The 23,267-nt window shown below is 69.4% G+C and carries 21 protein-coding genes; 13 read left to right on the forward strand and 8 right to left on the reverse strand.

Annotated features, from left to right (window positions below):
- Window positions 1-12: 12 nt before the first annotated feature.
- The gene (locus AC2EWF_RS14525; protein ID WP_483640094.1) at window positions 13-507 is read left to right on the forward strand and encodes a CYTH domain-containing protein; all 495 of its coding nucleotides are present in this window, start codon (window positions 13-15) and stop codon (window positions 505-507) included.
- Window positions 508-526: 19 nt separating this feature from the next.
- Here AC2EWF_RS14525 and AC2EWF_RS14530 read toward each other — a convergent pair whose 3' ends face one another.
- Complete coding sequence (locus AC2EWF_RS14530) at window positions 527-1,345, reverse strand: inositol monophosphatase family protein (protein WP_483640095.1); 819 nt, start codon at window positions 1,343-1,345, stop codon at window positions 527-529.
- A gap of 114 nt (window positions 1,346-1,459) precedes the next feature.
- Between AC2EWF_RS14530 and AC2EWF_RS14535 the strand changes: the two genes are divergently transcribed.
- Window positions 1,460-2,269, forward strand: a complete 810-nt coding sequence (locus tag AC2EWF_RS14535; RefSeq protein ID WP_483640096.1) for an RNA methyltransferase — start codon at window positions 1,460-1,462, stop codon at window positions 2,267-2,269.
- A 103-nt stretch (window positions 2,270-2,372) separates the two neighbouring features.
- Here AC2EWF_RS14535 and AC2EWF_RS14540 read toward each other — a convergent pair whose 3' ends face one another.
- Window positions 2,373-3,698, reverse strand: a complete 1,326-nt coding sequence (locus AC2EWF_RS14540) for a hemolysin family protein (RefSeq protein WP_483640097.1) — start codon at window positions 3,696-3,698, stop codon at window positions 2,373-2,375.
- A gap of 226 nt (window positions 3,699-3,924) precedes the next feature.
- Between AC2EWF_RS14540 and AC2EWF_RS14545 the strand changes: the two genes are divergently transcribed.
- On the forward strand, window positions 3,925-4,554 hold the full coding sequence (locus AC2EWF_RS14545) for a DUF47 domain-containing protein (RefSeq protein ID WP_483640098.1): 630 nt from the start codon (window positions 3,925-3,927) through the stop codon (window positions 4,552-4,554).
- A gap of 10 nt (window positions 4,555-4,564) precedes the next feature.
- Window positions 4,565-5,689, forward strand: coding sequence for an anion permease (locus AC2EWF_RS14550; protein WP_483640099.1), 1,125 nt, complete (start codon window positions 4,565-4,567; stop codon window positions 5,687-5,689).
- Between the two features lie 10 nt (window positions 5,690-5,699).
- Here AC2EWF_RS14550 and AC2EWF_RS14555 read toward each other — a convergent pair whose 3' ends face one another.
- A complete protein-coding gene (locus AC2EWF_RS14555; protein WP_483640100.1) occupies window positions 5,700-6,104 on the reverse strand; it encodes a hypothetical protein in 405 nt (134 codons plus the stop codon).
- 97 nt (window positions 6,105-6,201) lie between these two features.
- Between AC2EWF_RS14555 and AC2EWF_RS14560 the strand changes: the two genes are divergently transcribed.
- Window positions 6,202-6,534: an MGMT family protein gene (locus tag AC2EWF_RS14560; RefSeq protein ID WP_483640445.1), complete on the forward strand. Its 333-nt coding sequence runs from the start codon at window positions 6,202-6,204 to the stop codon at window positions 6,532-6,534.
- Between the two features lie 703 nt (window positions 6,535-7,237).
- Here AC2EWF_RS14560 and AC2EWF_RS14565 read toward each other — a convergent pair.
- Window positions 7,238-8,491, reverse strand: coding sequence for a polyhydroxyalkanoate depolymerase (locus AC2EWF_RS14565; RefSeq protein WP_483640101.1), 1,254 nt, complete (start codon window positions 8,489-8,491; stop codon window positions 7,238-7,240).
- A gap of 287 nt (window positions 8,492-8,778) precedes the next feature.
- Between AC2EWF_RS14565 and AC2EWF_RS14570 the strand changes: the two genes are divergently transcribed.
- Window positions 8,779-9,810 (forward strand): cupin-like domain-containing protein, encoded by a 1,032-nt coding sequence (locus tag AC2EWF_RS14570; RefSeq protein ID WP_483640102.1) that lies wholly within the window; start codon window positions 8,779-8,781, stop codon window positions 9,808-9,810.
- A gap of 3 nt (window positions 9,811-9,813) precedes the next feature.
- Here AC2EWF_RS14570 and AC2EWF_RS14575 read toward each other — a convergent pair whose 3' ends face one another.
- Window positions 9,814-10,341 (reverse strand): RDD family protein, encoded by a 528-nt coding sequence (locus tag AC2EWF_RS14575; protein WP_483640446.1) that lies wholly within the window; start codon window positions 10,339-10,341, stop codon window positions 9,814-9,816.
- Between the two features lie 7 nt (window positions 10,342-10,348).
- On the opposite strand from AC2EWF_RS14575, the gene xerD reads away from it, so the two are divergent.
- The 6 genes from xerD (at window position 10,349) to AC2EWF_RS14605 (ending at window position 18,840) form a co-directional block, all read left to right on the forward strand.
- Window positions 10,349-11,263 carry a site-specific tyrosine recombinase XerD gene (xerD, locus tag AC2EWF_RS14580; RefSeq protein WP_483640103.1) on the forward strand — a complete coding sequence of 305 codons (915 nt, stop codon included), beginning with the start codon at window positions 10,349-10,351 and terminating at the stop codon, window positions 11,261-11,263.
- Window positions 11,264-11,350: 87 nt separating this feature from the next.
- Window positions 11,351-12,157: a DsbC family protein gene (locus AC2EWF_RS14585; RefSeq protein WP_483640104.1), complete on the forward strand. Its 807-nt coding sequence runs from the start codon at window positions 11,351-11,353 to the stop codon at window positions 12,155-12,157.
- A gap of 136 nt (window positions 12,158-12,293) precedes the next feature.
- Entirely contained in the window at window positions 12,294-16,166 is a 3,873-nt protein-coding gene (gene purL, locus AC2EWF_RS14590; RefSeq protein WP_483640105.1) for a phosphoribosylformylglycinamidine synthase, read from the forward strand.
- Window positions 16,157-16,915, forward strand: a complete 759-nt coding sequence (locus AC2EWF_RS14595) for a hypothetical protein (protein WP_483640106.1) — start codon at window positions 16,157-16,159, stop codon at window positions 16,913-16,915. The genes purL and AC2EWF_RS14595 overlap by 10 nt, the downstream gene beginning before the upstream one ends.
- 58 nt (window positions 16,916-16,973) lie before the next feature.
- The gene (locus AC2EWF_RS14600) at window positions 16,974-17,852 is read left to right on the forward strand and encodes a glycosyltransferase (RefSeq protein WP_483640107.1); all 879 of its coding nucleotides are present in this window, start codon (window positions 16,974-16,976) and stop codon (window positions 17,850-17,852) included.
- Between the two features lie 91 nt (window positions 17,853-17,943).
- A complete protein-coding gene (locus AC2EWF_RS14605) occupies window positions 17,944-18,840 on the forward strand; it encodes a DMT family transporter (protein ID WP_483640108.1) in 897 nt (298 codons plus the stop codon).
- Window positions 18,841-19,401: 561 nt separating this feature from the next.
- Here the strand turns inward: AC2EWF_RS14605 and AC2EWF_RS14610 are convergent.
- From AC2EWF_RS14610 to AC2EWF_RS14620, 3 genes are all read right to left on the reverse strand, one after another.
- Window positions 19,402-19,941: a DUF2127 domain-containing protein gene (locus AC2EWF_RS14610; protein ID WP_483640109.1), complete on the reverse strand. Its 540-nt coding sequence runs from the start codon at window positions 19,939-19,941 to the stop codon at window positions 19,402-19,404.
- Window positions 19,942-20,080: 139 nt separating this feature from the next.
- On the reverse strand, window positions 20,081-20,281 hold the full coding sequence (locus AC2EWF_RS14615; protein ID WP_483640110.1) for a YbdD/YjiX family protein: 201 nt from the start codon (window positions 20,279-20,281) through the stop codon (window positions 20,081-20,083).
- 4 nt (window positions 20,282-20,285) lie between these two features.
- A complete protein-coding gene (locus AC2EWF_RS14620; protein WP_483640111.1) occupies window positions 20,286-22,361 on the reverse strand; it encodes a carbon starvation CstA family protein in 2,076 nt (691 codons plus the stop codon).
- Window positions 22,362-22,682: 321 nt separating this feature from the next.
- Here AC2EWF_RS14620 and def point away from each other — a divergent pair, with 321 nt between their 5' ends.
- On the forward strand, window positions 22,683-23,219 hold the full coding sequence (gene def, locus AC2EWF_RS14625; RefSeq protein ID WP_483640112.1) for a peptide deformylase: 537 nt from the start codon (window positions 22,683-22,685) through the stop codon (window positions 23,217-23,219).
- The last annotated feature ends 48 nt before the right edge of the window (window positions 23,220-23,267 follow it).

The following is a 23,267-nucleotide window of genomic DNA, read 5'->3' on the forward strand; positions in this document are numbered from 1 at the left end:
TCCGGGCTGCCGATGAACCGCAGCACGCCCAAATACGCGCGGGTCGAGATCGAGCGCCGTTGGCTGGTCGATCTGCCTGCGGCGGGCGCGCTCGACGGCCTGCCTTGTCGCGTCATCGAAGACACCTACCTCGACGGCACACGTCTGCGGCTGCGCCGGATGGAGGACCCTGCAGGCGGAATCGTCTTCAAGTTCTGCAAGAAATACGGCGGTACGGGGGGCTCGCAGGCGATCACCAACCTGTACATGACCGAGGCGGAGTACTTGGTGCTCTCCTGCCTGCAGGGCCAGCGTGTGCGCAAACGCCGCTACACCATCGCCGGCGGTGCCCTGGACATCTACGGCGGCGTATCGGCGCTGGCGATCTTCGAGATCGAATTCGCCACGGAGACCGAAGCGGCCGATTACCGGCCGCCGGCTTTTGCATATGCCGAGGTCACGCACGATCCGGCGTATTCGGGTGCCGCCCTGGCGGTGTCGCGAGGAGACAGGGTGGCGGCACGCTAGTGTCGCGCCACCGGCTGGCTCAGGCCTTCAGCAGCTCCGGCGTGGCCTGCGCACCGATCGCATCGGTCATCGCCTTGGCGACGTTGAGGTTGCCGGCGATGATGTTGCCGCTTTCGGGGATGCCGTCGCGGCCGGCGAAGTCGCCGTAGCGGCCACCCGCCTCGTGCACCAGCAGCGCGCCGGCGGCCATGTCCCAGGGTTTCAGCCCGATCTCGAAGTAGCCGTCGTAGCGGCCGGCGGCGGTGTAGGCGAGGTCGAGCGCGGCGGAGCCGGAGCGGCGGATGTCCTCGGCCTGGCCGAGCAACGCGCGGGTCATCGCGAGCTGGGTGTCCAGGTGCGCGCGCTGGCGGAAGGGGAAGCCGGTGGCGATCATCGCGCCGCCGAGGTTCTCGCGCTTGCCGACGCGGATGCGGCTGGGGCCGGTGCCCTTGTCCAGATAGGCGCCGTCGCCCTTGCTGGCGGTGAACAGCTCGCCGCGCAGCGGATCGAACACCACCCCGTAGACCGGCACGCCCTTGTCCAGCAAGGCGATGGAGACGGAGAAGTGCGGGATGCCGCGCAGGTAGTTGTGGGTACCGTCCAGCGGGTCGATCACCCAGGTGAGCGGGTTCTTCTTGCCGATCGCGCCACCCTCTTCGGCGAGGATGCCGTGGTCGGGGTAGGCGCGGCGCAACTCCTTGACGATCTCGGCCTCGGCCAGCTTGTCGACCTCGGAGGCAAAGTCCATGCGCTGCTTCTCGACGACGGTGAGTCCGTCGATGCGGTTCATGTAGCGCAGGATGACGTTGCCGGCGGCGCGCGCGGCGCGCACCGCGATGGTGATGGCGGGTCGGGTCATGGCTTCGGCTTGGCAAAAGAGCGGGGTTGCGGCCGGCGATTCTAGCAGAAGGCGGCTCATGCCCGCCGGGCGTTGCCGTTATCCTAGGCGGTCTTTGCGCTGTCGGCTCCGCCCATGAATCCCCCCGAACTGGCCACCCTTTTCCGTTTCGTGCTCGTGCGCACCTCGCATCCGGGCAACATCGGCAGTGCGGCGCGGGCGATCCGCACGATGGGCTTCACGCGGATGGAACTGGTGGCACCGCACCAGTTTCCTGACCGCGAGGCGAACGCACTGGCGGCGGGTGCGGACGACGTGCTGGAAGGCGCGGGCGTACACGCGGGGCTGGTGGATGGTCTCGCCGGCTGCACCTATGCGATCGGCCTGTCGGCGCGTCGGCGCGGGGTGAACCTGCCCGAGCTGACGCCGCGCGAAGGCGCCCTGCAGGCGCTGGCCGCGGCTGCACGCGGCGGGCAGGTGGCGCTGGTGTTCGGCAACGAGCGCACCGGGCTGGAGAACGAGGAGCTGGGGCTGTGCCATGCGATGGTGCGCATCCCAAGCGTGGACGATTTCAGTTCGCTGAACCTGTCGCAGGCGGTGCAGGTGATGGCCTATGAAATGCGCCTGGCGCTGCTGGGCGACGAGCTGCCCGCGCCGCCGCCGGAACATGACGAGCCGCCGGCCGATGCGGCGCAGATGGAGCGCTTCTACACGCACCTCGCGCAGACGCTGGACGACATCGACTTCCACAAGGGCCGCGAGCCCACCACGATCATGCTAAGGCTGCGCAAGCTGTTCCAGCGCGCCCAGCCCGACCAGCGGGAGCTGCGCGTGCTGCACGGCATCCTTGCCGACGCGCAGCGCATGGCGATGCTGGCGCGGTCCGCGCCAGCATCGACGCGATCCACGGAGGGATCGCACGTCAATCAGGCTGAGCCTGATTGACGGAGCCCGATCCGGCCAAGGCCGGACCGGGCGAGTCTGGAAAGGGCAGGGAGCCCTTTCCAGACATCAATCCACGCTTTTGCTTTGGCTTTACGCGTCGGCACTACCCCTCCGCCTCGTCCGCGTTCTCGGGCTGCGGCGCGCGGCTGACCAGCAGCTTGTCGATGCGCGCGCCGTCCAGGTCGATCACCTCGAAGCGGATGCCCTGCCAGGCGAACACCTCGCCGGTCTGCGGGATGTGGCCCAGCGCGGCCATCACCATGCCGGCCGCGGTGCGGAAGTCGTGTTCGTGCTCGCCGGGCAGGCGGTCGACGTGCAGCAGTTCGCGCAGGTCGTCGTTGGCCAGGCTGCCGTCCACCAGCCAGCTGCCGTCGGCGCGCTGCACGATGGGCGCGTCCGTGTCGGCATCGCCGTGGCCGAGCTGGCTGGCGCCGACCACGGCGGCGAGCAGGTCGTTGACGGTGACCAGCCCCTCGATGTCGCCGTATTCGTCCACCACCAGGGCCAGCGGGGTTTCCGCGTCGCGGAATTCTTCCAGCAGATCCAGCGCGCGCGCGGTGGCGGGTACGTAGAGCGGTTTCGCAAGATGGTCGAACAGTTGCGGGCGGCCGTCGGCGAAGGCCTGCAGCAGGCGCTTCACCTCGACCACGCCGACCACCTCGCTCTCGTCGCCGCGGTAGACCGGATAGCGCGAGTACGGCGTCTGCCGCAGCACCTGCACGTTCTCCTCGCGCGGCGCGGCCATGTCCAGCCAGGCGATGCGCACGCGCGGCGTCATCACGCTGTCCACGCTGCGGTCGCCCAGTCGCAGCACGCGGTTGACCATGTTGTGCTCGTCGGCGTCCAGCACGCCCTGTTCGGCACTTTCGGCCACCAGCAGGCGGATCTCCTCCTCGGTGGCGGCGGCATGGCCGCGGCTGCGCACGCCGATCAGGCGCAGCAGCAGGCTGCTGGCGGCGTTGAGCAACCATACGAACGGGGCGGTGGCGCGCGACAGCAGCAGCATCGGGATCGCCACGATGCTGGAGAGCTTTTCCGGCGCCGACAGCGCGAGGCGCTTGGGCACCAGTTCGCCCACCACGATCTGGATGAAGGAGATCAGCACGAAGCCCAGCACCACGCCGAGCACCCGCGCGTAGGGTTCCAGCCACGCGGCGCGGCCACCGTGCAGCAGGGCGGCGATGTGGGTGCCCACGGCGTCGCCGGCCACCGCGCCGGTGACCAGCATCAGCAAGGTGATGCCGACCTGCACGGTGGAGAGGAAGTATTCCGGCTTCTCGGCGTGCCGCAGCGCCACCGCGGCGCGCCGGCTGCCGCGTGCCATCTGCTTGAGGCGGCTCTTGCGCGAGGCGACCAGGGCCATCTCGGACAGCGCGAAAAAGCCGTTGCACAGGGCGAGGAGGAGGACGAGCGCGATTTCGGTCAGCATCGCGGGGATCGCGGAGAGGGACGCATGGGCCGGAGTGTAGCGGCAGCGCCGCGTGGCGCTCCATGCGGAGGCCGATGGACGGCGGCGGTCGTGGCGCAAGAGGCTGTCCGTGAGGGCGGGTGCAGGTGTCGCCGGGGGGTGCGGCGTTGCGCCAGCGTTCGCCCTGCTGCGATGCGTTGTAACGGTACTGTAACATTGCCGCCTTCGACCCTCAGGCATGGCCGGCATGTTTTCACTGCAGACGATCTTCGGCAAAGGCGACAAGTTCTACGGATGGCTGGAACAAAGCGCCGAGGCGGCGCGGGAGAGCGCCAAGGCGCTGCACGCGCTGGTCACCCAGGCCGATCACGCGCCGGTGATGGCCGCCTTCGCCGCCGCCCGTGCGCGTGCGAAGGCGCTGGCCGCGCAGATCAGTGGGGAGCTGGTGAACACCTTCGTCACCGCGCTGGACCGTGAGGACATCGAGGCGCTGAACTCGGCGCTGTACAAGATTCCCAAATCGGTGGAGAAGTTCGCCGAGCGCTACGACATCGTCTCTGCCCGCCTGGATGGCGTGGATTTCGGCCACCGCGCGCTGGTGCTGGAGCGTTCCACCGCGGTGGTCGCCGAGATGATCGGCGAGCTGCGCCGCGGCCTGCGCATCGACCCGGTGCAGAAACTGCAGGATCGCCTGCAGACGCTGGAGTCGGAAGGCGACCGCATGCTGCTGGCGCCGTACCGCACGCTCTATGTCGAGGGCAACGACGCGATGAAGGCGATGCTGGCGAAGGACTTGTTCGAGCTGATCGAAAAGGCGATCGACAAGTGCCGCGACGTCGGCAACATCGTCTATTCGATCGTGCTGAAAAACTCCTGAGGTTGCCTGCATGAGCCTCGGACTGGTCGTGGTGGTGGTGGCGATCGCGCTCGTCTTCACCTACATCAACGGTTTCCACGACACCGCCAACTCGATCGCCACCGTGGTGGCCACCAAGGTGCTCACGCCAGGTCAGGCGGTGCTGCTGGCCGCAGTGACCAACCTGATCGGCGCGCTGTGGGGCACCGCGGTGGCGGCCACCATCGCCGCCGGCATCGTCAACACCGGCGTGGTCGAGGCCGGCCCGCAGCTGCTGATCTGCGCGCTGCTGGCCGCGATCGTGTGGAACCTCATCACCTGGTGGCGCGGCATGCCGTCCAGTTCCAGTCATGCCCTGGTCGGCGCCCTGGTGGGCGCAGCGATCGCCTCCGCCGGTGGGCGTTTCAACGCGGTGGTCTGGGCCCAGGGTGGCGCGCACTGGTGGCAGGGCAAGGGCGTGATCCCCAAGGTGGTCGTGCCGATGGTGGGTTCGCCGATCATGGGCCTGGTCATCGGCTTCCTGCTGATGGGAGGGCTGTATGCGCTGCTGGCGTGGTTCTCGCGCCGCAGCGGCTGGCTGCGCCTGCTCGGCCGCACCCCGTTCGTGAACGCGTTCTTCGGCAAGGCGCAGATCGTTTCGGCGAGCGCGATGGGCCTGGCGCACGGCATGAACGACGCGCAGAAGAGCATGGGCATCATCGCGCTGGCGCTGGCCAGTGCCACCGCGGCGGGGCAGTTCGAACACCTGCCGGCGTGGCTGCATTTCCTGCGCATCCATGAGTCCGCCGCCAGCGGCTTCGCGGTGCCGGCCTGGGTGGCGGTGGTGTGTGCGCTGACCATGGCGGGCGGCACCGCCGGCGGCGGCTGGCGCATCATCAAGACGCTGGGCCACAGGATGGTGAAGCTGCACCCGATCAACGGCTTCGCCGCCGAAGGCAGCTCGGCCATCGTGATCCTGACCGCCTCGGCGTTCGGCCTGCCGGTTTCCACCACCCACGTGGTGTCCTCGGCGATCATGGGCGTGGGCTCGGCCAAGCGCTCCAACGCCATCAAGTGGACGGTGGTGGAGCGCATGGTGTGGGCGTGGATCCTCACCTTGCCGGTTACAGCGCTGATCGCGTGGGGCTTCGTGGAGATCGCCCGCCTGTGGGGCTGAACCTCGGCGCCTAGAATGCGTCGCTGCCGCTGGCGACCAGTTGTTCGAGCTGGTCGCCCAGCCGGCCCAGTTCCACGATCACGCGCTGCAACTCGCCTTCGTCGAGCAGCTCATAGGGGCGGTTTTCGCACAGCTGCAGGAAGGGCGCGCCGTCCAGGTCGGTGACGGCGAGGAAGCCGCAGCGCTGTTCCCAGTTGAAGCGCAGGCAGCGCTGCGGATCGGAGCCCGCGAGCGGGCCGATCGGGGTGGAGATGCGCAGGTAGCGGCGCCCCGCTTCGTCCTCCAGCTCGGCGAGGTAGATGCCCTGGTGGCGGCCATGCGGCAGGCTGAGGTCGAAGCTGATCAGGTAGGGATCGTTCTGGCGCAGCCCGTGCAGGCTGCCCACGTGGGAACGCACGGCTTCGAAGTGGTGCATGGAACGCCCCCCGATACTGGCCGACGGCCCTGCTACTCTGACACGTCCGCCGCAAGCCGGGGTCAAGGCCTCGTTATCTTCGCGCAAGGTCATCACCATGCTGGACAGCCACGCCCGCGTCTACGCCGCCATCGCCGCGATCCCGCCCGGTCGCGTGGCCAGCTACGGCGCCATCGCCGCCCGCGCCGGCCTGCCTGGGCGCGCAAGGCTGGTCGGCAGGCTGCTGGGCGAAGTGCCCGATGGCATGGAACTGCCCTGGTTCCGCGTGCTGCGTTCCTCCGGCGAGATCGCCCTGCCCAGGGGCAGCCGCGGCTTCCGCGAACAGGTACGGCGGCTGCGCGCCGAGGGCGTGGAGGTGAAGAACGGCCGCGTGGCACTGTCGGCGTTCGGGCTGGATGCGGACCTGGACCGGGCGTTGTGGGGGATGTAGGGGGATTTGGGCTCTTGGCCGCTTGGCCATTTTGCAGATGAAGAAGCAGTTTCGTGCGCCCATCGGCGCCCGAGTCACTTTCTCTCGCTTGCCCGAGAGAAAGTAACCAAAGAGAGGGGCACCCCGATGGCGCGCCCTCCAGGCATCCTGCCTTCCGGGTGCGCGGGTGGGTGGCGGGGTTTTTCGACGGGACTCCTGTCCCGGCGAAAAACTGGCTCGCATCCCTGCGAGCCATCCTGCGGACTTTCCGCCCCCCACCCGCCGCGCCATAGGGGCCCCGGGTAGAGCAGCGCGCTCCCGGCGCGCAGAAGCCACCGCCATAGCAAAGCGAAGCGAGGAGCTGCAGGACTGCCGCGCTTTGGTTTCTGGCGCGCACGACGCGCGCCCGCTTTTCCGGGGCCCCTGGGCGGCGGTGAGGCGGGGACGAGAAGGCCGCGCAGCGGGCGAGACCAGGGATGGACTCGCCTTTTCGCGCGGGCAGGAGCCCGCTCGAAAAGCCCGGCACCGCCTCACGCACTTGCCGTCCATGGATGGACGGCAAGCGCCAACCGGGGTGCTCTTTCTCTTTGGCTACTTTCTCTTTGAGCACGCAAAGAGAAAGTAGCTCGGGCCGCGGAAGCGGCACGAAACCGCCTTGTTCCTTGCTGCATGCACATGAAACTGCTTCAACCCAGGCGATGGCCAAGGCGCGCGCCAGCGCCGATCACCCCTCCGCGCGATCAAACCGCCGGATGAACTCCCGCACCTGCGGGTAGACGACCTCGCGCCAGCGCCGGCCGCTGAAGATGCCGTAATGGCCGGCGCCGTCGATCACCTTGTGCGCACGGCGCGTGGCCGGAATGCTGCTGCACAGGTCGTGCGCGGCCTGGGTCTGGCCGAGCCCCGAGATGTCGTCCAGTTCGCCTTCCACGGTGAGCAGGGCGCTGGTCCTGATCGACGACGGGGTCACCCGCTCGCCGTTCACTTCCCACAGCCCGCGCGGCAGCAGGAACTGCTGGAACACGGTGGCGATGGTGTCGAGGTAGAACTCTGCCGGCAGGTCGAGCACGGCGTTGTACTCGTCGTAGAACCGGCGGTGCGATTCGGCGTCGTCGAGGTCGCCGCGCAGCAGGTTCTGGTAGAAGTCCCAGTGCGACTGCAGGTGGCGGCCCGGGTTCATCGCGATGAAGCCGGCGTGCTGCAGGAAGCCTGGATACACCTCGCGGCCGCGGCCGGGGTAGTTCGGCGGCACGGTGTGGATCACGTTGCCCTTGAACCAGGCCAGCGGCTGGGTGGTGGCGAGGTTGTTGACGCTGGTGGGGCTGCGTCGCGGGTCGATCGGGCCGCCCATCATGGTGAGGCTGCGCGGCGTGGTCTCGCCGCGCGCCGCCAGCAGCGACACCGCGGCCAGCACCGGCACGGTGGGCTGACAGACCGAGATCACGTGCAGGTTGTCGGCGCCGATGTGGCGGATGAACCGCTCGATCAGCGCGACGTAGTCGTCCAGCCCGAACGGGCCGGCGTCGGCCGGCACCATGCGCGCATCCACCCAGTCGGTGACGTAGACCTTGTGCTCGCGCAGCAGCGTGCGCACGGTGTCGCGCAGCAGCGTGGCGTGGTGGCCGGACAGCGGCGCCACCACCAGCACCACCGGGTCGGTCTTCATCGTCTCGATGGTGGACGGATCGTCGCTGAAGCGCTTGAAGCGCTTCAGCTGGCAGAACGGCGTGTCCAGCGCCACGCGTTCGATCACCGCGATCTCGTGGCCGTGCGCCTCGACCTGGTGGATGCCGAAGGCCGGCTTTTCGTACTCCTTGCCGAGACGATGGACCAGCTCGTAGCCGGCGGCCAGCCGTTGGGTGCCCGGCCAGGAGGCGAACGGATTGTTGGCATCGTTGAGCATCTGCGCGCCGGCGTCGGCGAAGTGGCTGAGCGGACCGAGGAAGGCGCGTTGCCACTCGTGGATCTGATAGAGCATTGGGGACGACCGGCGTTGGCGAAGAACAAGTCATCTTAGCGCCCTTCGCCGTTTCTTGTGTTGCAACGCCGCAAGCGCGATCGCCAGGGCGATCAATGGCTTGGGCTAGGCCGCCAGGCATCGTCACTCGCCATACGCCGGCGATGCCCGCCTGGCGCGGCACCTGGGGCACGACCGCGTTGACGCCGTCCGTCGGCGCGCGTAGCGTCGCGCTCCGGCGTCGGGATTTCGTTGCGTGGCGCACCGGCAGGTGGCCCGCGGCTGCTTCGCACAGGGGGCGAATCGTCATGGGCGCAGTGGGCATCGATGCACGGGCATGTCCGGAAATCGGGGCGCGACGCCGGGTGGCGCTGGAACGTCGGAGCGCCGCGGAGCTGCCTTATCCGGCCTTCGTGCGCGACTACATCGCGCGCAATCGTCCGGTGGTGGTCGAGAACGCCCTGCAGGACTGCCCGGCGCGGCAGCGGTGGACACCGGAATATTTCCGCGAACGTTTCGGCGCGAAGCGCATCCAGGTCAGCCCCAGCGAGCAGATGACGTTCGCCCACTTCATCGACGCGGTGCTGGCCTCCCGCGAGGACGCGCCCGGCCCCTACATGTATCGCCTGTTCATCGGCCCGCACATGCCGGAGCTGCTGCCAGACCTGGAACCGTTGAATCCGTATGCGTTCCCGCGAAGGCTGGCCAGCCCCCTGATGCCCCGGCAGTGGCGCCGCCCGGACGGCTACCTGAAGTTGCTGATCGGCGGCATCGGCGGCCGCTTCCCGTTCCTGCACTACGACCTGGAAAACGCGCACGCCACGATCACCGAGATCCACGGCGACAAGGAGTTCATCCTGTATCCGCCGGAAGACGCCGCCTTCCTGTACCCGAGGCCGGACATGCCGAACCAGTCGACGATCCCCGACGTGCGCCGGGTCGACCTCGGCCGCTTTCCGCTTTACGAGCGCGCCACCCAGTACCACGCCGTGCTGCATCCGGGCGACATGGTGTTCGTGCCCTCGCGCTGGTGGCACGGCGCGCGGGCGCTGTCGCCGTCGATCTCGATCTGCCAGAACGTGCTCGACGCTTCGAACTGGGGCGGATTCGTCGACGAGCTGTGCTCCGGTGCCAGCGGCCTGCCGGCAGCCAAGCGCCATGCCAAGCGGGCCTGCCTGGGTGCGCTTGGCGGCCTGCTGTCGCTGCTGGAACGCTGGCCGCGCGGTTCCGCCACCTCGGCCACCGGACCGGCGGGGCGCATCGCGCGGCTGGCGCCGGCCAGCTACGCCGAGGCCGGCGGTCCCACCACCTGGGCGGTCGCCGACTGGAAGGTGCGCTGACGCTCAGTCGATCCGCCGCAACTCGGTATCCGCGGCGACGTCGTGCAAGGTGCGGCGGCGGGGATCGAACAGCGCCATGGCGAACCACAGTGCCCAGACGCCGAGCACGGTCCACAACGTGGCGCGCAGGCCGATCGCGGGCTCCAGCGCCAGCAGCAGGAGCGGTGCGGCCGCGACCAGCACGCGGATCACAGCCTGTTGCCGGCTGATCGTGCCGCCGTCGTCGCGGCTCACCCGGATCCGCCACGGCCGCATGCCCAGGGTCTGGCCGCCGCGCCGCCACGAGGCGACGAAGTAGGCCGCCACCACCGCGCCTTGCAGCAGCTGGTACCAGAGCGGGACCACGGCGTGCGTGCCGGTTTCGATCAGCTTGCCGCCTGTGACGAGCTGACAAACCAGCCCCACCACCATCACGATCGCCACGACGATCAGGAGGTCGTAGACCAGGGCGACCAGGCGTCGCCACAACGGGCAGGGTGCGGGTTCGGTGCTCATTGGTGCCTTGCGCTCGTCGCGCGCAATGCCCAGCATCGTGCGCATGAAGGAAGAAAGCCTGCCCAGTATCGCCGAAGCGGATGCCGCGAGTATCGACGCCTTCCTTGAGCGCGTGTGGTCCGAGGACGGTCTCGCCGAGCGCACCCTGGAAGCCTATCGCCAGGACCTGGAAGCGCTCGCGCGCTGGCTGGCTGGGCGTGGGCGCACGCTGGGCGACGCGCGGCGCGAGGATATCTCCGCCTACCACGGCGCGCAGCGTGCCGCGGTACGCTCGATGGCGCGACGGCAATCGGCGTTCCGCCGCTACTACGCGTACCGTGCGCGCGAGCAGGCGGGCTTCGAGGATCCCACCTTGCTGATCGAGCGTCCGCGCATGCCGCGCAGCCTGCCCAAGGCACTGGCGGAGCGCGAGATCGAGGCGCTGCTCGCCGCGCCCGACACCGATGGCACGCTGGGGCTGCGCGACCGCGCGATGCTGGAACTGATGTACGCCTCGGGCTTGCGCGTGTCCGAGCTGGTGGAGCTGCCGCTAGCCGCGCTCAACCCGCGCCAGGGCGTGCTGCGCGTCACCGGCAAGGGCGGCAAGGACCGGCTGGTGCCGGTGGGCGAGGTGGCGCAGGGCTGGATCGAAAGCTATCTCGCCGCGGCGCGTCCCGTGCTGGCCAAAGGGCGCCAGCCGGCGGCGCTGTTCCTCAGCAAGCGCGGCGAAGGCATGACGCGGCAGATGTTCTGGACCCTGGTGAAGCGGTACGCGCTCACCGTCGGCATCCAGGCCAAGCGCATCTCCCCGCACGTGCTCAGGCATTCCTTCGCCACCCACCTGCTGAACCACGGCGCCGACCTGCGCGCGCTGCAGATGCTGCTAGGCCACAGCGCGCTCAGTACCACGCAGATCTATACCCTGGTGGCCAAGGAAGGGCTCAAGCGCCTGCACGCGCAGCATCACCCGCGCGGCTGAGAGAGCAGGCTCTCCGGATTCATAACCGCCCCCGGCGGCTGTGCGAGAATCGCAGGCCGGCCTATCCCCGGGCCATCGAGGTGCGAGATGTTGAAGAAGCTGTTGCTGGCGGTGTGCGTCAGCGGAATCGCCCTGACCGCATGCGCGGCCGACAATGCCGCCACGGCTGTCCCGGCGACCGACGCGCCGGCACCTGGCCCGGTGCTGGGCAACGGCGTCGATGCCACCGCGCTGCAACTGGTGCAGCAGTCGCTGGCGAGGCTGGCGCCGGGCGTGCAGGTGGCCGTGGTGAACCGCGCGCCGCTGCCGGGCTTCTACCAGGTGATCGCCTCGGGCCAGCTGGTCTACGTGAGCACCGACGGCAAGTACCTGCTGAACGGCGATCTGGTCGACCTGGCCGCGAAGAAGAGCCTCAACGACGCCGCCTGGGCGGCCTACCGCAAGGCCGAGCTGGCCAAGGTGCCGGCTGCCGCACGCATCGAATACGCGCCGGCGAAGCCGAAGTACCGGGTCACCGTGTTCACCGACGTCACCTGCCCATACTGCAAGGTGCTGCACGAGCACATCGCCGAACTCAACAAGGAAGGCATCGCGGTGGACTACCTGGCGTGGCCGCGCGAAGGCGTGAGCAACCCGCTGGGTCATCCCACGGCGACCTACAAGACCATGGTTTCGGCCTGGTGCGCCGCCGATCGCAAGGCGGCGCTCACCGAGGCGTTCGCGGGACACGAGCCCAAGGCCGCCACCTGCTCCAATCCGGTGCGTGCCCAGTTCCAGCTTGGCGAGAAGCTGGGCGTCAGCGGTACCCCGGCGATCTTCACCCCCGACGGTCGCATGGTGGGGGGCTACCTCACGCCGGCCCAGTTGCTGCGGGAGTTGCAGAAGGAAGGCTGAGCCCGGGCGGCCGGGCAGGGAGGCGGCGTCGCAAGAGCCTGCGCCTGTGCAGCCGGCAGCGGCCATGCCGTACCGCAGCATCGGCCGGGTGCATCGGCTAGAATGGGCGTTCCCATTGCTTGGCGCCGTTCCCCGCATGATCGCACTCGACGGGCAGAACGCCCTTTCGGCCTTCCGCCTCGAACGCCTCAACGCCCGCCTCGACGCCCTGCATCGCGGCAGCCGCGTGCAGGCCGCCTGGTTCGTCTATTTCCTTGATGCCGCCGCCGCGCCGGAAGGTACGCTGCGCCAGCGCCTGCTGGAAGTGCTGGAAGCGAAGGACGCCGCGCCCCAGTCCGCCACGCTGTGGGTGGTGCCGCGGCTGGGCACGATCTCGCCGTGGTCTAGCAAGGCCACCGACATCCTGCACGGCGCCGGCTTCGACCTGCGCCGGGTGGAGCGCGGCACGGCCTGGCTGCTCGCCGGCATGCCCGCGGCTGACTCGCCCGCGCACGCCGCGGTGCTGGCCCTGCTGCACGATGCGATGACGCAATCGGTGCTGGCTTCGCTGGACGAGGCGCAGGGCCTGTTCCTCGCGGGCCAGCCGGGCGACCTGGTGCATGTCGCGCTGGGCGGCGACGCCCGTGCCGCGCTGGCCAAGGCCAATGCGGAACTGGGCCTGGCGCTGGCGACCGACGAGATCGACTACCTCGCCGAACGCTACGCCGAGCTGGGCCGCGACCCCACCGATGCCGAACTCTTCATGTTCGCGCAGGCGAACTCCGAGCACTGCCGCCACAAGGTGTTCAACGCGAGCTGGACGGTGGACGGCGAGGAGCAGGACAAGAGCCTGTTCGCGATGATCAAGCATACCCACCAGCGATCGCCCGCCCACACGCTGTCCGCCTACCACGACAATGCGGCAGTGATCGAGGGCGGCACCGGCAAGCGCTTATTCGCCGATGCGAACGGCGTATGGCGCAAGCACGAGGAACAGATCGACTACGCGATCAAGGTGGAGACGCACAACCATCCCACCGCGATCGCGCCCTGGCCGGGTGCGGCCACCGGCGCCGGCGGCGAGATCCGCGATGAGGGCGCCACCGGACGCGGCGCCAAACCCAAGGCGGGGCTCACCGGTTTCTCGGTGTCCGACCTGCGCATCCCCGGCCATCCGCAGCCGTGGGAGGTGGAGCGCCCGCTGCCCCCGCGCATGGCCAGCGCGTTCGAGATCATGCGCGACGGCCCGCTGGGCGCCGCCGCGTTCAACAACGAATTCGGTCGTCCATGCCTGGGCGGCTATTTCCGCAGCTACGAGCACGAGACCGGCGAGGTCGGGCTGCGCCGCGGCTACGACAAGCCGATCATGCTGGCCGGCGGTCTCGCCAACATCCGCCGCGACCACGTGCAGAAGCGCGCCGTGCAGCCCGGCCATGCGGTGATCGTGCTGGGCGGCCCGGCGATGTTGATCGGCCTGGGCGGCGGTGCCGCATCGTCGGTGGCTTCGGGTGCCTCCAGCGCCGAGCTGGACTTCGCCTCGGTGCAGCGCGACAACGCCGAGATGGAGCGCCGCTGCCAGCAGGTGATCGACGCCTGCTGGGCGCGTGGCGGGCACAACCCGATCGTCAGCATCCACGACGTCGGCGCGGGCGGCCTCTCCAACGCGATCCCGGAAATCCTCAACGACGCCGGCGTGGGCGGCGAGATCGACCTCTCCAAGGTGCCCTGCGACGATCCCTCGCTGTCACCGATGCAGGTGTGGAGCAACGAGTCGCAGGAACGCTACGTGCTCGCCGTCGCGCAGGAGAACCTGCCCGAGTTCGAGGCGTACTGCACGCGCGAGCGCTGTCCCTGCGCCGTGGTCGGCACCGCCACCGCCGAGCGCGTGCTGCGCGTCACCGATCCGCGCCGCGACCTCGTGGTGATCGACCTGCCGATGGACGTGCTGTTCGGCAAGCCGCCGCGCATGCATCGCGATGCGAAGCGCATCAAGCCGCGCGTGGACCTGGTGCCCGACCTCACCGGCATCGGCATGGACGAGGCGCTGCTGCGCGTGCTGCGCCTGCCCACGGTGGGCAGCAAGAGTTTCCTGATCCACATCGGCGACCGCACCGTGGGCGGCCTCAACCACCGCGACCCGATGGTCGGCCCGTGGCAGGTGCCGGTGGCCGACTGTGCGGTGACCCTGGCCGATTTCGACGGCTACCGCGGCGAGGCGATGGCGATGGCCGAGCGCGCCCCGGTCGCGTTGCTCTCCAGCGCCGATGCCGCGCGGCTGGCGGTAGGCGAGGCGATCACCAACCTCGCTGCCGCGCCGATCGAGAACCTCGGTGCGATCCGCCTGTCGGCGAACTGGATGGCGGCGGTGAACCACCCCGGCGAGGACGCCGCATTGTTCGACGCAGTGAAGGCGGTGGGCATGCAGCTGTGCCCCGAGCTCGACATTTCCATCCCGGTCGGCAAGGACTCGCTCTCCATGCAGACCGTGTGGAAGGACGGCGAGACCCCGCAGCGCACGGTGGCCCCGGTGTCGCTGGTGGTCACCGGCTTCGCCCGCGTGGACGACGCGCGCCGCACGCTCACGCCGCAGCTCAGGCTCGACCGCGGCAACACCGACCTGTGGCTGCTCGACCTCGGCGCCGGCCGCGACCGCCTCGGTGCGTCCGCGCTGACCCAGGTGTTCAACCGCGGCGGCGGCGTCCCGCCGGACCTCGACGACGCCAGGCGCCTCAAGGCACTGTTCGAACTGGTGCAGGAGGCGAACCGCAACGGCCTCCTGCTGGCCTATCACGACCGTTCCGACGGCGGCGTCATCGTCACCCTGCTGGAGATGGCCTTCGCCGGCCATTGCGGCCTGGAGATCCATCTGGACGGCTGGGGCGAGGCCACGTTGCGCGCGCTGTTCAACGAGGAACTGGGTGCGGTGGTGCAGGTGGCGGCGGCGAACCGCGAGGCCTTCGAGGCGCTGCTGGTGAAGCACGACCTCGCCGGCATGAGCTACCGCATCGGCCGGCCCAAGGAAAAGCTGGGAATCAAGCTGTATTCCGGCGGCGAGGCCGTGTTCAAGTGGAACTGGAGCACGTTGTATCGCGCCTGGAACGAGACCAGCCATGCGATGCAGCAGCTGCGCGACAATCCGGCTAGCGCCGATGCCGAGCTGGCGTGGCGCCTGGACGACGCCGATCCCGGCCTGTCGCCCAAGCTCACGTTCGACCCGGCCGAGGACATCGCCGCGCCGCTGGTCCACGCGGCCATCGCCGGCGGCGCGAGGCCGCGCGTGGCGATCCTGCGCGAGCAGGGCGTCAACGGCCAGGTGGAGATGGCCGCTGCGTTCGCGCGCGCCGGCTTCGAGGCGGTGGACGTGCACATGTCCGACCTGGCCAGCGGCCGCGTCAGGCTCGCCGACTTCCGCGGCTTCGCCGCCTGCGGCGGCTTCTCCTACGGCGACGTGCTGGGCGCCGGCCGCGGCTGGGCCACGTCGATCCTGTACAACGACTACCTGCGCGCCGAGTTCACCGCGTTCTTCGCGGATCCCTCGAAGTTCGCGCTGGGCGTGTGCAACGGCTGCCAGATGATGAGCCAGCTGAAGGACATCATCCCCGGCGCGCAGCACTGGCCGAAGTTCCTGCGCAACGCTTCCGAGCAGTACGAGGCGCGCGTGGCCACGCTGGAAGTGCTCGATTCGCCCAGCCTGTTCTTCAAGGGCATGGCCGGTTCGCGCATCCCGGTGGCGGTGGCGCACGGCGAGGGCCGCGTGCATTTCCCGGGCAGCTGCAGCCCCTCCAAGGCGCAGGCGGCGCTGCGCTTCGTGGACAACCGCGGCAAGCCCACCGAGCATTTCCCGCTCAATCCGAACGGCTCGCCCGGCGGCCTCACCGGCTTCACCGCCGCCGACGGTCGCGTGACCATCCTGATGCCGCATCCGGAACGCGTGTTCCGCAGCGTGCAGATGAGCTGGGCGCCGGAGGCCTGGGGCGAGGATTCGCCCTGGCTGCGCATGTTCCGCAACGCGCGGGTGTGGTGCGGCTGAGCCCGCTTGCGCCGCGGCGCCGGTGGCTGACCTGGCTGCCGGCGCTTGCCTGGTTGCTGTTGCTCGCGGTGTTGCCCTGGTGGCTGGACCTGCCGCTGCTGCTGGCCTGCGCGCCGGCGCTGCTCTGGCGCAACGGGCCGCTGCAGGCGCAGGAGCCGCTCCTGCGGTGCGCGCTGCGCTGGGGCCTGCCGGGCCTGCTGCTGGCGATCCTGCGCGCGTTCCGTGCCGATGCGCTGGCGTGGCTGCTGACCCTGCTCACCGCGCTGGCCGGTTTCTCGCTGCTGATGCTGCTGGAGAACTGGCTGGACCGGGACCGGCCGGATCGCGCCAGGCGACGCGAGGCCTCGTCTTCTTCTGCGGACGACTGGCCCGAGCTGGCGCTGGCGCCGATCGGTCCCGCCGCCGCGATCATCGAGCTGCGGCCGCCGCGGTGGCGCGCGCTGGAAGAGGGCGTCGCCGATCCGCTGGGCGGCGAGCTGCGCTGGCGGGACGAGGCCGTCTTGCTGGCCGACGGAAGAAGGCTGTATGGCGTGGAATCCTGTTGCGATTTCGAAGCCGATGGGCGCTGGCTGGTGCTGCCCGTGGCGCAGTATCGCGGCGTGCTGTTGCTGGACCGCCGCCACGATCGCCGCCACCGCCTGCGCGGCTGGCAACTGGCCGGTTGGCACGAGGGGCAACCCTGGCTGAGTCGCGACGAGGAGCAGCCGCCACTTTCCATCGCCCACGTGCTGGGGCACGACGACGACTGAGCCGCGTCGATCCGCTTTCCATGCACCTGCCTCACGCCATCTGCCGCATACTTCTCCTGTGAACTCATTTTTTGCCTCTTCCCCGCTGCCGCTCAGCGTGATCGTGGTATCCGCCGACAGCGGCCAAGGCTTGCGCGACTGCGTGCGCCGGGTGCTGGGCTGCACCACGCCGCTGGAGCTGCTGCTGATCGACAACGCCTCGACCGACGGCGTGCCGCAGGCGCTGGCGCGCGCCTACGAACACGAGCCGCGCTTCCACTTGATGCAGAACCACGTCAACCTCGGTTTTGGCCCCGCGGCCAACCGCGCGGCGGCGCAGGCGACGGGACAGGTCCTGCTGGTGCTCAATCCCGACTGCCTGCTGGACCAGGCCAGCCTCGACCGCCTGCTCGCCGTGTTCGAGCGCGAACGGCAGGTAGGCCTGCTCGGCGCCGTGGTCTGCGATGCGCAAGGCGTGCCCGACCCGGCCTCGTACCGGCGCGATCCCCTGCTGCACCGCGCGCTGGCCAGCCTGTTCGGTGGCAAGGGCGAGCGCGTCGAGATCGGTGGCGCGATGCCCGACCACCTGGTCGAGGCCGAGGCGGTGTCAGGCGCGCTGATGCTGCTGCCGCGCCACTTGTTCGAGCGGCTGGGCGGCTTCGACGAAGGCTATTTCCTGCACTGCGAGGACCTGGACCTGTGCCGCCGAGTGCGTGACGCCGGCTGGCGCGTGCTGCTGGCCGGCGACGTGCGCGTGCTGCACGGCAAGGGTGGCTCCAGCCGGCATCGCCCGGTATTCGTGAGCCGCCACAAGCACCGCGGCATGTGGCGCTGGTTCCGCAAGTTCGATCCGGAGGCGCGCCGGCCGCTGGTGGCCGCCACGGTGTGGCTGGGCATCTGGACGCATTTCCTGGTGCAGATCCCGGGCCAGTTGCTGCGCAGGATGAGGAACGAGTGAAGAGGAATGAGAGAATAGAGCAAGCGAAATCATTCCACCGCGTCGCGGCCCTCCTCTCTCTTCCCACCCGTCTTCAGCGGCTTCCCGCCCCATGACCGGACGCACCACCACCCTGCCGACCCTGGGCCTGCTGGCGATGACCGCCGTGTGGGGCTCGACGTTCTTCATGATCAAGGACGTGGTGGCGCGCATGCCGGTGGCGGACTTCCTCGCCGTGCGCTTCGCCATTGCCGCACTGGCGATGCTGGCGCTGTTCCCGCGCCATGTCTGGCGGCTGGGCCGCCCGGGCATCGCGCGCGGTCTCGTGCTGGGTGCGATCTACGGCATCGGGCAACTGCTGCAGACCCGCGGCCTGCAGCTGATCGCGCCAAGCGTCAGCGGCTTCGCGACCGGCATGTATGTGGTGTTCACGCCGATCCTGGCGACGTTGCTGCTGCGCCAGCGCATGCCCGGCGTGGTGTGGATCGCCGTGGGACTGGCCACCGCCGGCCTGGCACTGCTGTCGCTCAACGGCGTCTCGGTGGACGCGGGCGTGTGGCTCACGCTGGCCTCGGCGCTGCTGTATGCGTTGCACATCGTGCTGCTGGGCCAATGGTCGCGCCGTGGCGAGGCGTTCGGCCTCTCGGCGGTGCAGATGGTCGCCATCGCGCTGGTCTGCCTCGTCGCCACGCTGCCCCGCGGCGGCTCGGTGGCGCCGCCGGACCTCGCCGCATGGCTGGCCGTGCTGTACATGGCCTTGATCGCCGGCGCCGGCGCGATGGCGATGCAGACCTGGGCACAGGGGCACCTCCCGGCCACCCGCGCCGCCATCGTGATGACCACCGAACCGGTGTTCGCCGCCGCGTTCGCGGTGGCGTTCGGCAACGACGTGTTCGGCTGGCGCATGCTCGCCGGCGGCGCGCTGGTGCTGGGGGCGATGTACCTGGTGGAACTGGCGCCGCGGCGATCGGCGGCGTTGGCGGCGGAGGCGGGGCATCACGAGGTGTGACGCTTTTGCCGCTGCCGCTGCCGCTGCCGCTGCCGCTGCCGCCGCTTCGGCTTCCGCTTCCGGGAGAAACGTTTTGTTCTCCTCGCCCGCTTGCCGGCACGCGGAGAGGCACCAGGGGGGGCGCCGGCTTTGGGGAGCGAGGAGAGGGGTAAGGGGCTTTTGCTTGTGCGCCTTCGCCAGCGACAAAGCGGTTTCATGCGCCTGCCGGCGCCCGAGTTACTTTCTCTTTGCGTGGCCAAAGAGAAAGTAACCACTGCCGCCGCAGGAGCGGCGGCGAACGGCGAAGCCGGCCCGCAGGGCGGAGGGCAGGGTGCCCGACGTAAAGAGAAAGGCCATCCCGGTTGGCGCTTGCCGGGCGTCCTGCCCGGCAAGTCCGTGAGGCGGGGCCGGGCTTTTCGAGCGGGCATCCTGCCGGCGCGAAAAGGCGAGCCCATCCGTGGGCTCGCCCGCTGCGGGGCCTGGTCGTCCCCGCCGCACCGCCGCCCAGGGGTCCGGAAAGCAGGCGCGCGTCGTGCGCGCCAGAAGCACAGCCACAGCCGCAGCAGTGCGACGCACCGGCGCTCAGTGAGTCTGCTGGCGTGCCGCCTTGCGCATCTCGCGCGTCTGCAGCGCCACGCGCACCAGGTACACCACGATCGCCACGTTGGCCGCCAGGGCGGCCAGCTTCAGCCAGCCGAAGCGGTGCAAGGTCTCGTACAGCTCGATCGGGATCAGCGAGGCGGTGGCGATCACGGTGAACCATTCCGCCCAGTACTTGCCCATCAGCAGGCCCACGCCTTCGATGCCGAACAGCACGGCGTAGCCCAGGGCCACCAGGCCCACCGCCACGAAGCGGCTAGGGCCGAAGTCCTGCAGCATCGACACCATCCGCCAGCGCAGGCCGTTGCTGTCGGACAGCGACAGATGCTGCAGCCAAGACACCAGGTGCTCGAAGTTCTGTTCGCGGTCGAGATGGAATGCTGCCACGGCCACCAGCAGCAGGCACACGGTCTTGATGATCTCGTAGGTCGCGATCACGCGCAGGCCGGCGCGGTGTGACGATGCCCGCGGCATGGGGCGGGCGTCGGCCTGGGCGGCTGCGGTGTCCTCGATCTCGTACATGGGGCGCTCTGGCGGTCGGTCGGGCCATTGTTGCTGCCGCGGCGGGCACGGCCAGTGCGCAAAGACATGGGGGCTGCCGTAGAAATCCCCAGGCCGCGGGGAGGCGAGGGAAGCGCGCGGCCATGGCGGAGCAGGCGGATCAGCAGCAGCGCCCGCCGCCCCCCTTGTAGCGGGCCTCCTGGCGCTCGCGGAAGAACTCGGCGTAGCTGGGCACCTTGCGTTCGGGGTGGTGCGCGCGCAGGTGCTGCACATAGGCCTCGTAGTCCGGCACGCCGCAGCAGAGGCGGGCGGTCTGCACCGCCCGCTTCCGGAATGCCTGCCATTGCGTACTGAGGTTCATGGTGTCAGTGCGCGGCCACGTCTCCCAGCGCCACGTAGGGTTCCTCGATGGCGGTGGGATGGTTGGTCCTCCATGCCTTCACCAGGGCGTTCAGGCAGAACAGCACCATCACTGCCACCAGCGCCATGAAGATGCCGGTCATCACCATGTCGACGCGGTTGTTGGTGATGATCTGCTGCATCGCCGCCGTGGTCTTGGCCGGCGCCAGCAACTGGCCGTTGGCCAGCGCCGCGGCGTACTTGTCGGCGGCCGCGGTGAAGCTGATCGGGCCCGTCAGCTTCTCCCAGCCCGCCGCCAGCGTGCACACGATCAGCCAGACCGCGGGAAGGCCCGGTACCCACACGTAGCGCTCACGCTTGAGCTTCACCACCACCACCGTGGCCAGCATCAGCGCGATCGCCGCCAGCATCTGGTTGGCTATGCCGAACAGTGGCCACAGCGTGTTGATGCCGCCCAGCGGGTCGACTGCACCCTGGTAGAGGAAGTAGCCCCACAGCGCCACGCAGATCGCGGTGGCCAGCAGGTTGCCGGCCCAGGACTCGGTGGCCTGCAGCGGCTTGTGGATGAGGCCGGCGATCTCCTGGATCATGAAGCGGCCGACACGTGTGCCGGCGTCCACCGTGGTGAGGATGAACAGCGCCTCGAACAGGATGGCGTAGTGGTACCAGAACGCCATCATGCCTTCGCCCGGCAGGATGTTGTGCAGTAGCTGGGCCATGCCCACCGCCAGCGTGGGCGCGCCGCCGGCGCGGCTGAGGATGCTCTGCTCGCCCACGTTCTTCGCGGTCTGCACCAGGTCGTCGGGGGTCAGCACGAAGCCCCACTGGCTGATCGTCTGCGCGGCGTGTTCCACCGTGGTGCCGATGATCGCGCCGGGTGCGTTCATCGCGAAGTACACGCCCGGATGCAGCGACGACGCCGCCACCATCGCCATGATCGCCACGAACGCTTCACACAGCATGCCGCCGTAGCCGACCATGCGCGCCTGGCCCTCGTTGGCCAGCAGCTTGGGCGTGGTGCCGGAGGCGATGATCGAATGCCAGCCCGACACCGCGCCGCAGGCGATGGTGATGAACAGGAACGGGAACAGGTTGCCCTGGAACACCGGGCCGGTGCCGTCGATGAACTTGGTCACCGCCGGCATCTGCAGCATCGGCGCGGCCAGGAAGATCGCCAGCGCCAGCAGCGCGATGGTGCCGATCTTGAGGAAGGTGGAAAGGTAGTCGCGCGGCGCCAGCAGCAGCCACACCGGCAGCACCGAAGCGACGAAGCCGTAGCCGATCAGCCACCAGGCCAGCGCCCTGGCGTCGAGGTCGAACACCGGCGCCAGCGCAGCCGAATCCGCCACGTACCGGCCCACCCAGATCGCCAGCAGCAACAGCACCAGGCCGATGATCGACACCTCGAGGATGCGGCCCGGGCGGAACCAGCGCAGGTAGGCGCCCATCAGCAGCGCGATCGGGATGGTCATCGCCACGGTGAACGTGCCCCAGGGGCTGTGCGTGAGCGCCTTCACCACCACCAGCGCCAGCACCGCCAGCACGATCATCATCAGCACCAGCACGCCGAACATCGCCACGATGCCCGGCGCCGGGCCCAGTTCCTCACGCAGCATGTGACCCAGCGAGCGGCCGTCGCGGCGCAGTGAGAGGCCCAATATCATGAAGTCCTGCACCGCGCCTGCGAACACCACGCCGAACAGGATCCACAACGTGCCGGGCAGGTAGCCCATCTGCGCCGCCAGCACCGGGCCGACCAGCGGGCCGGCGCCCGCGATGGCGGCGAAGTGGTGGCCGAACACCACCCACTTGTCGGTGGGCACGTAGTCCAGGCCGTCGTTGCGCAACACCGACGGTGGCGCGCGCAAAGGATCCATGCGCAGTACGCTGTGTTCGACGAACTTGCCGTAGAAACGGTAGCCGATCACGAACACGCACAAGGATGCGGCGACCAGCCAGATGGCATTGATCGGCTCGCCGCGGCGCAAGGCCACCACGCCGAGGCACCAGGCGCCGACGATGGCGATCGCCACCCAGAGGATCTTCGCCGCCGGGCTGGGTTTCACGGTTGCGCTGTGCATGGAGTCTCTCCCGGGAAGTCCATGCAAGGGTCTCGCCGGGCGGGGTGGGGGTCAATGCCGGGCGGCTTAGCCTTTGGTCGAATGGGAGATCCGGAAAACCGCCTTGCTGGCGGTTTTCCGGTTCGGCGGGTCCGGTGCGTGTCCGGGCCGCTTCCGCCGGTCTGGCGTGCGTGTGCGTCGCGGCGGGCCACCCGTGGCCTGCCTGGGGTATCCCGGCATTTCGGGACGCCCGATGCCATGGCGCATTCACGCACCGGCACGCCAGCGTCATGCAGGCTGCTCTAAAGTCGGCAAACCACGGCCAGCCCGGGCGAGGCAACGATGATCCGCGAAATCCTGAAGATGGGCGACCCGCGCCTGCTGCGCGTGGCGCCGCCGGTGCCGGACGGGATGATCGGGAGCGCCGAGCTGGACGCGCTGATCGCCGACATGTTCGACACCATGCACGCCGCCGATGGCGTGGGCCTGGCCGCGCCGCAGATCGGCGTGGACCTGCAGCTGGTGATCTTCGGCTTCGAGCATTCCGAGCGTTACCCCGACGCGCCCGAAGTGCCGCAGACCATCCTGCTCAACCCCGTCATCACCCCGCTGTCGCAGGACATGGAGGAGGGCTGGGAGGGCTGTCTTTCCGTGCCTGGACTGCGCGGCGCGGTGAACCGCTACAGCCTGATCCGCTACCAGGGCACCGATCCGCACGGCGCGCCGATCGACCGCCGCGCGGAGGGCTTCCACGCCCGCGTGGTGCAGCACGAGTGCGATCACCTGATCGGCCGGCTGTACCCCTCGCGCATCACCGACTTCAGCAAGTTCGGCTACATGGAAGTGTTGTTTCCCGGAATGGACGTGGCGGCGGAGTAGCGGCCGTCCCTCGCGCTGCAGACCCCTGCGCAGCGCCGCCGGACGAAG

Source organism: Rhodanobacter sp. sgz306013 (assembly GCF_057031145.1).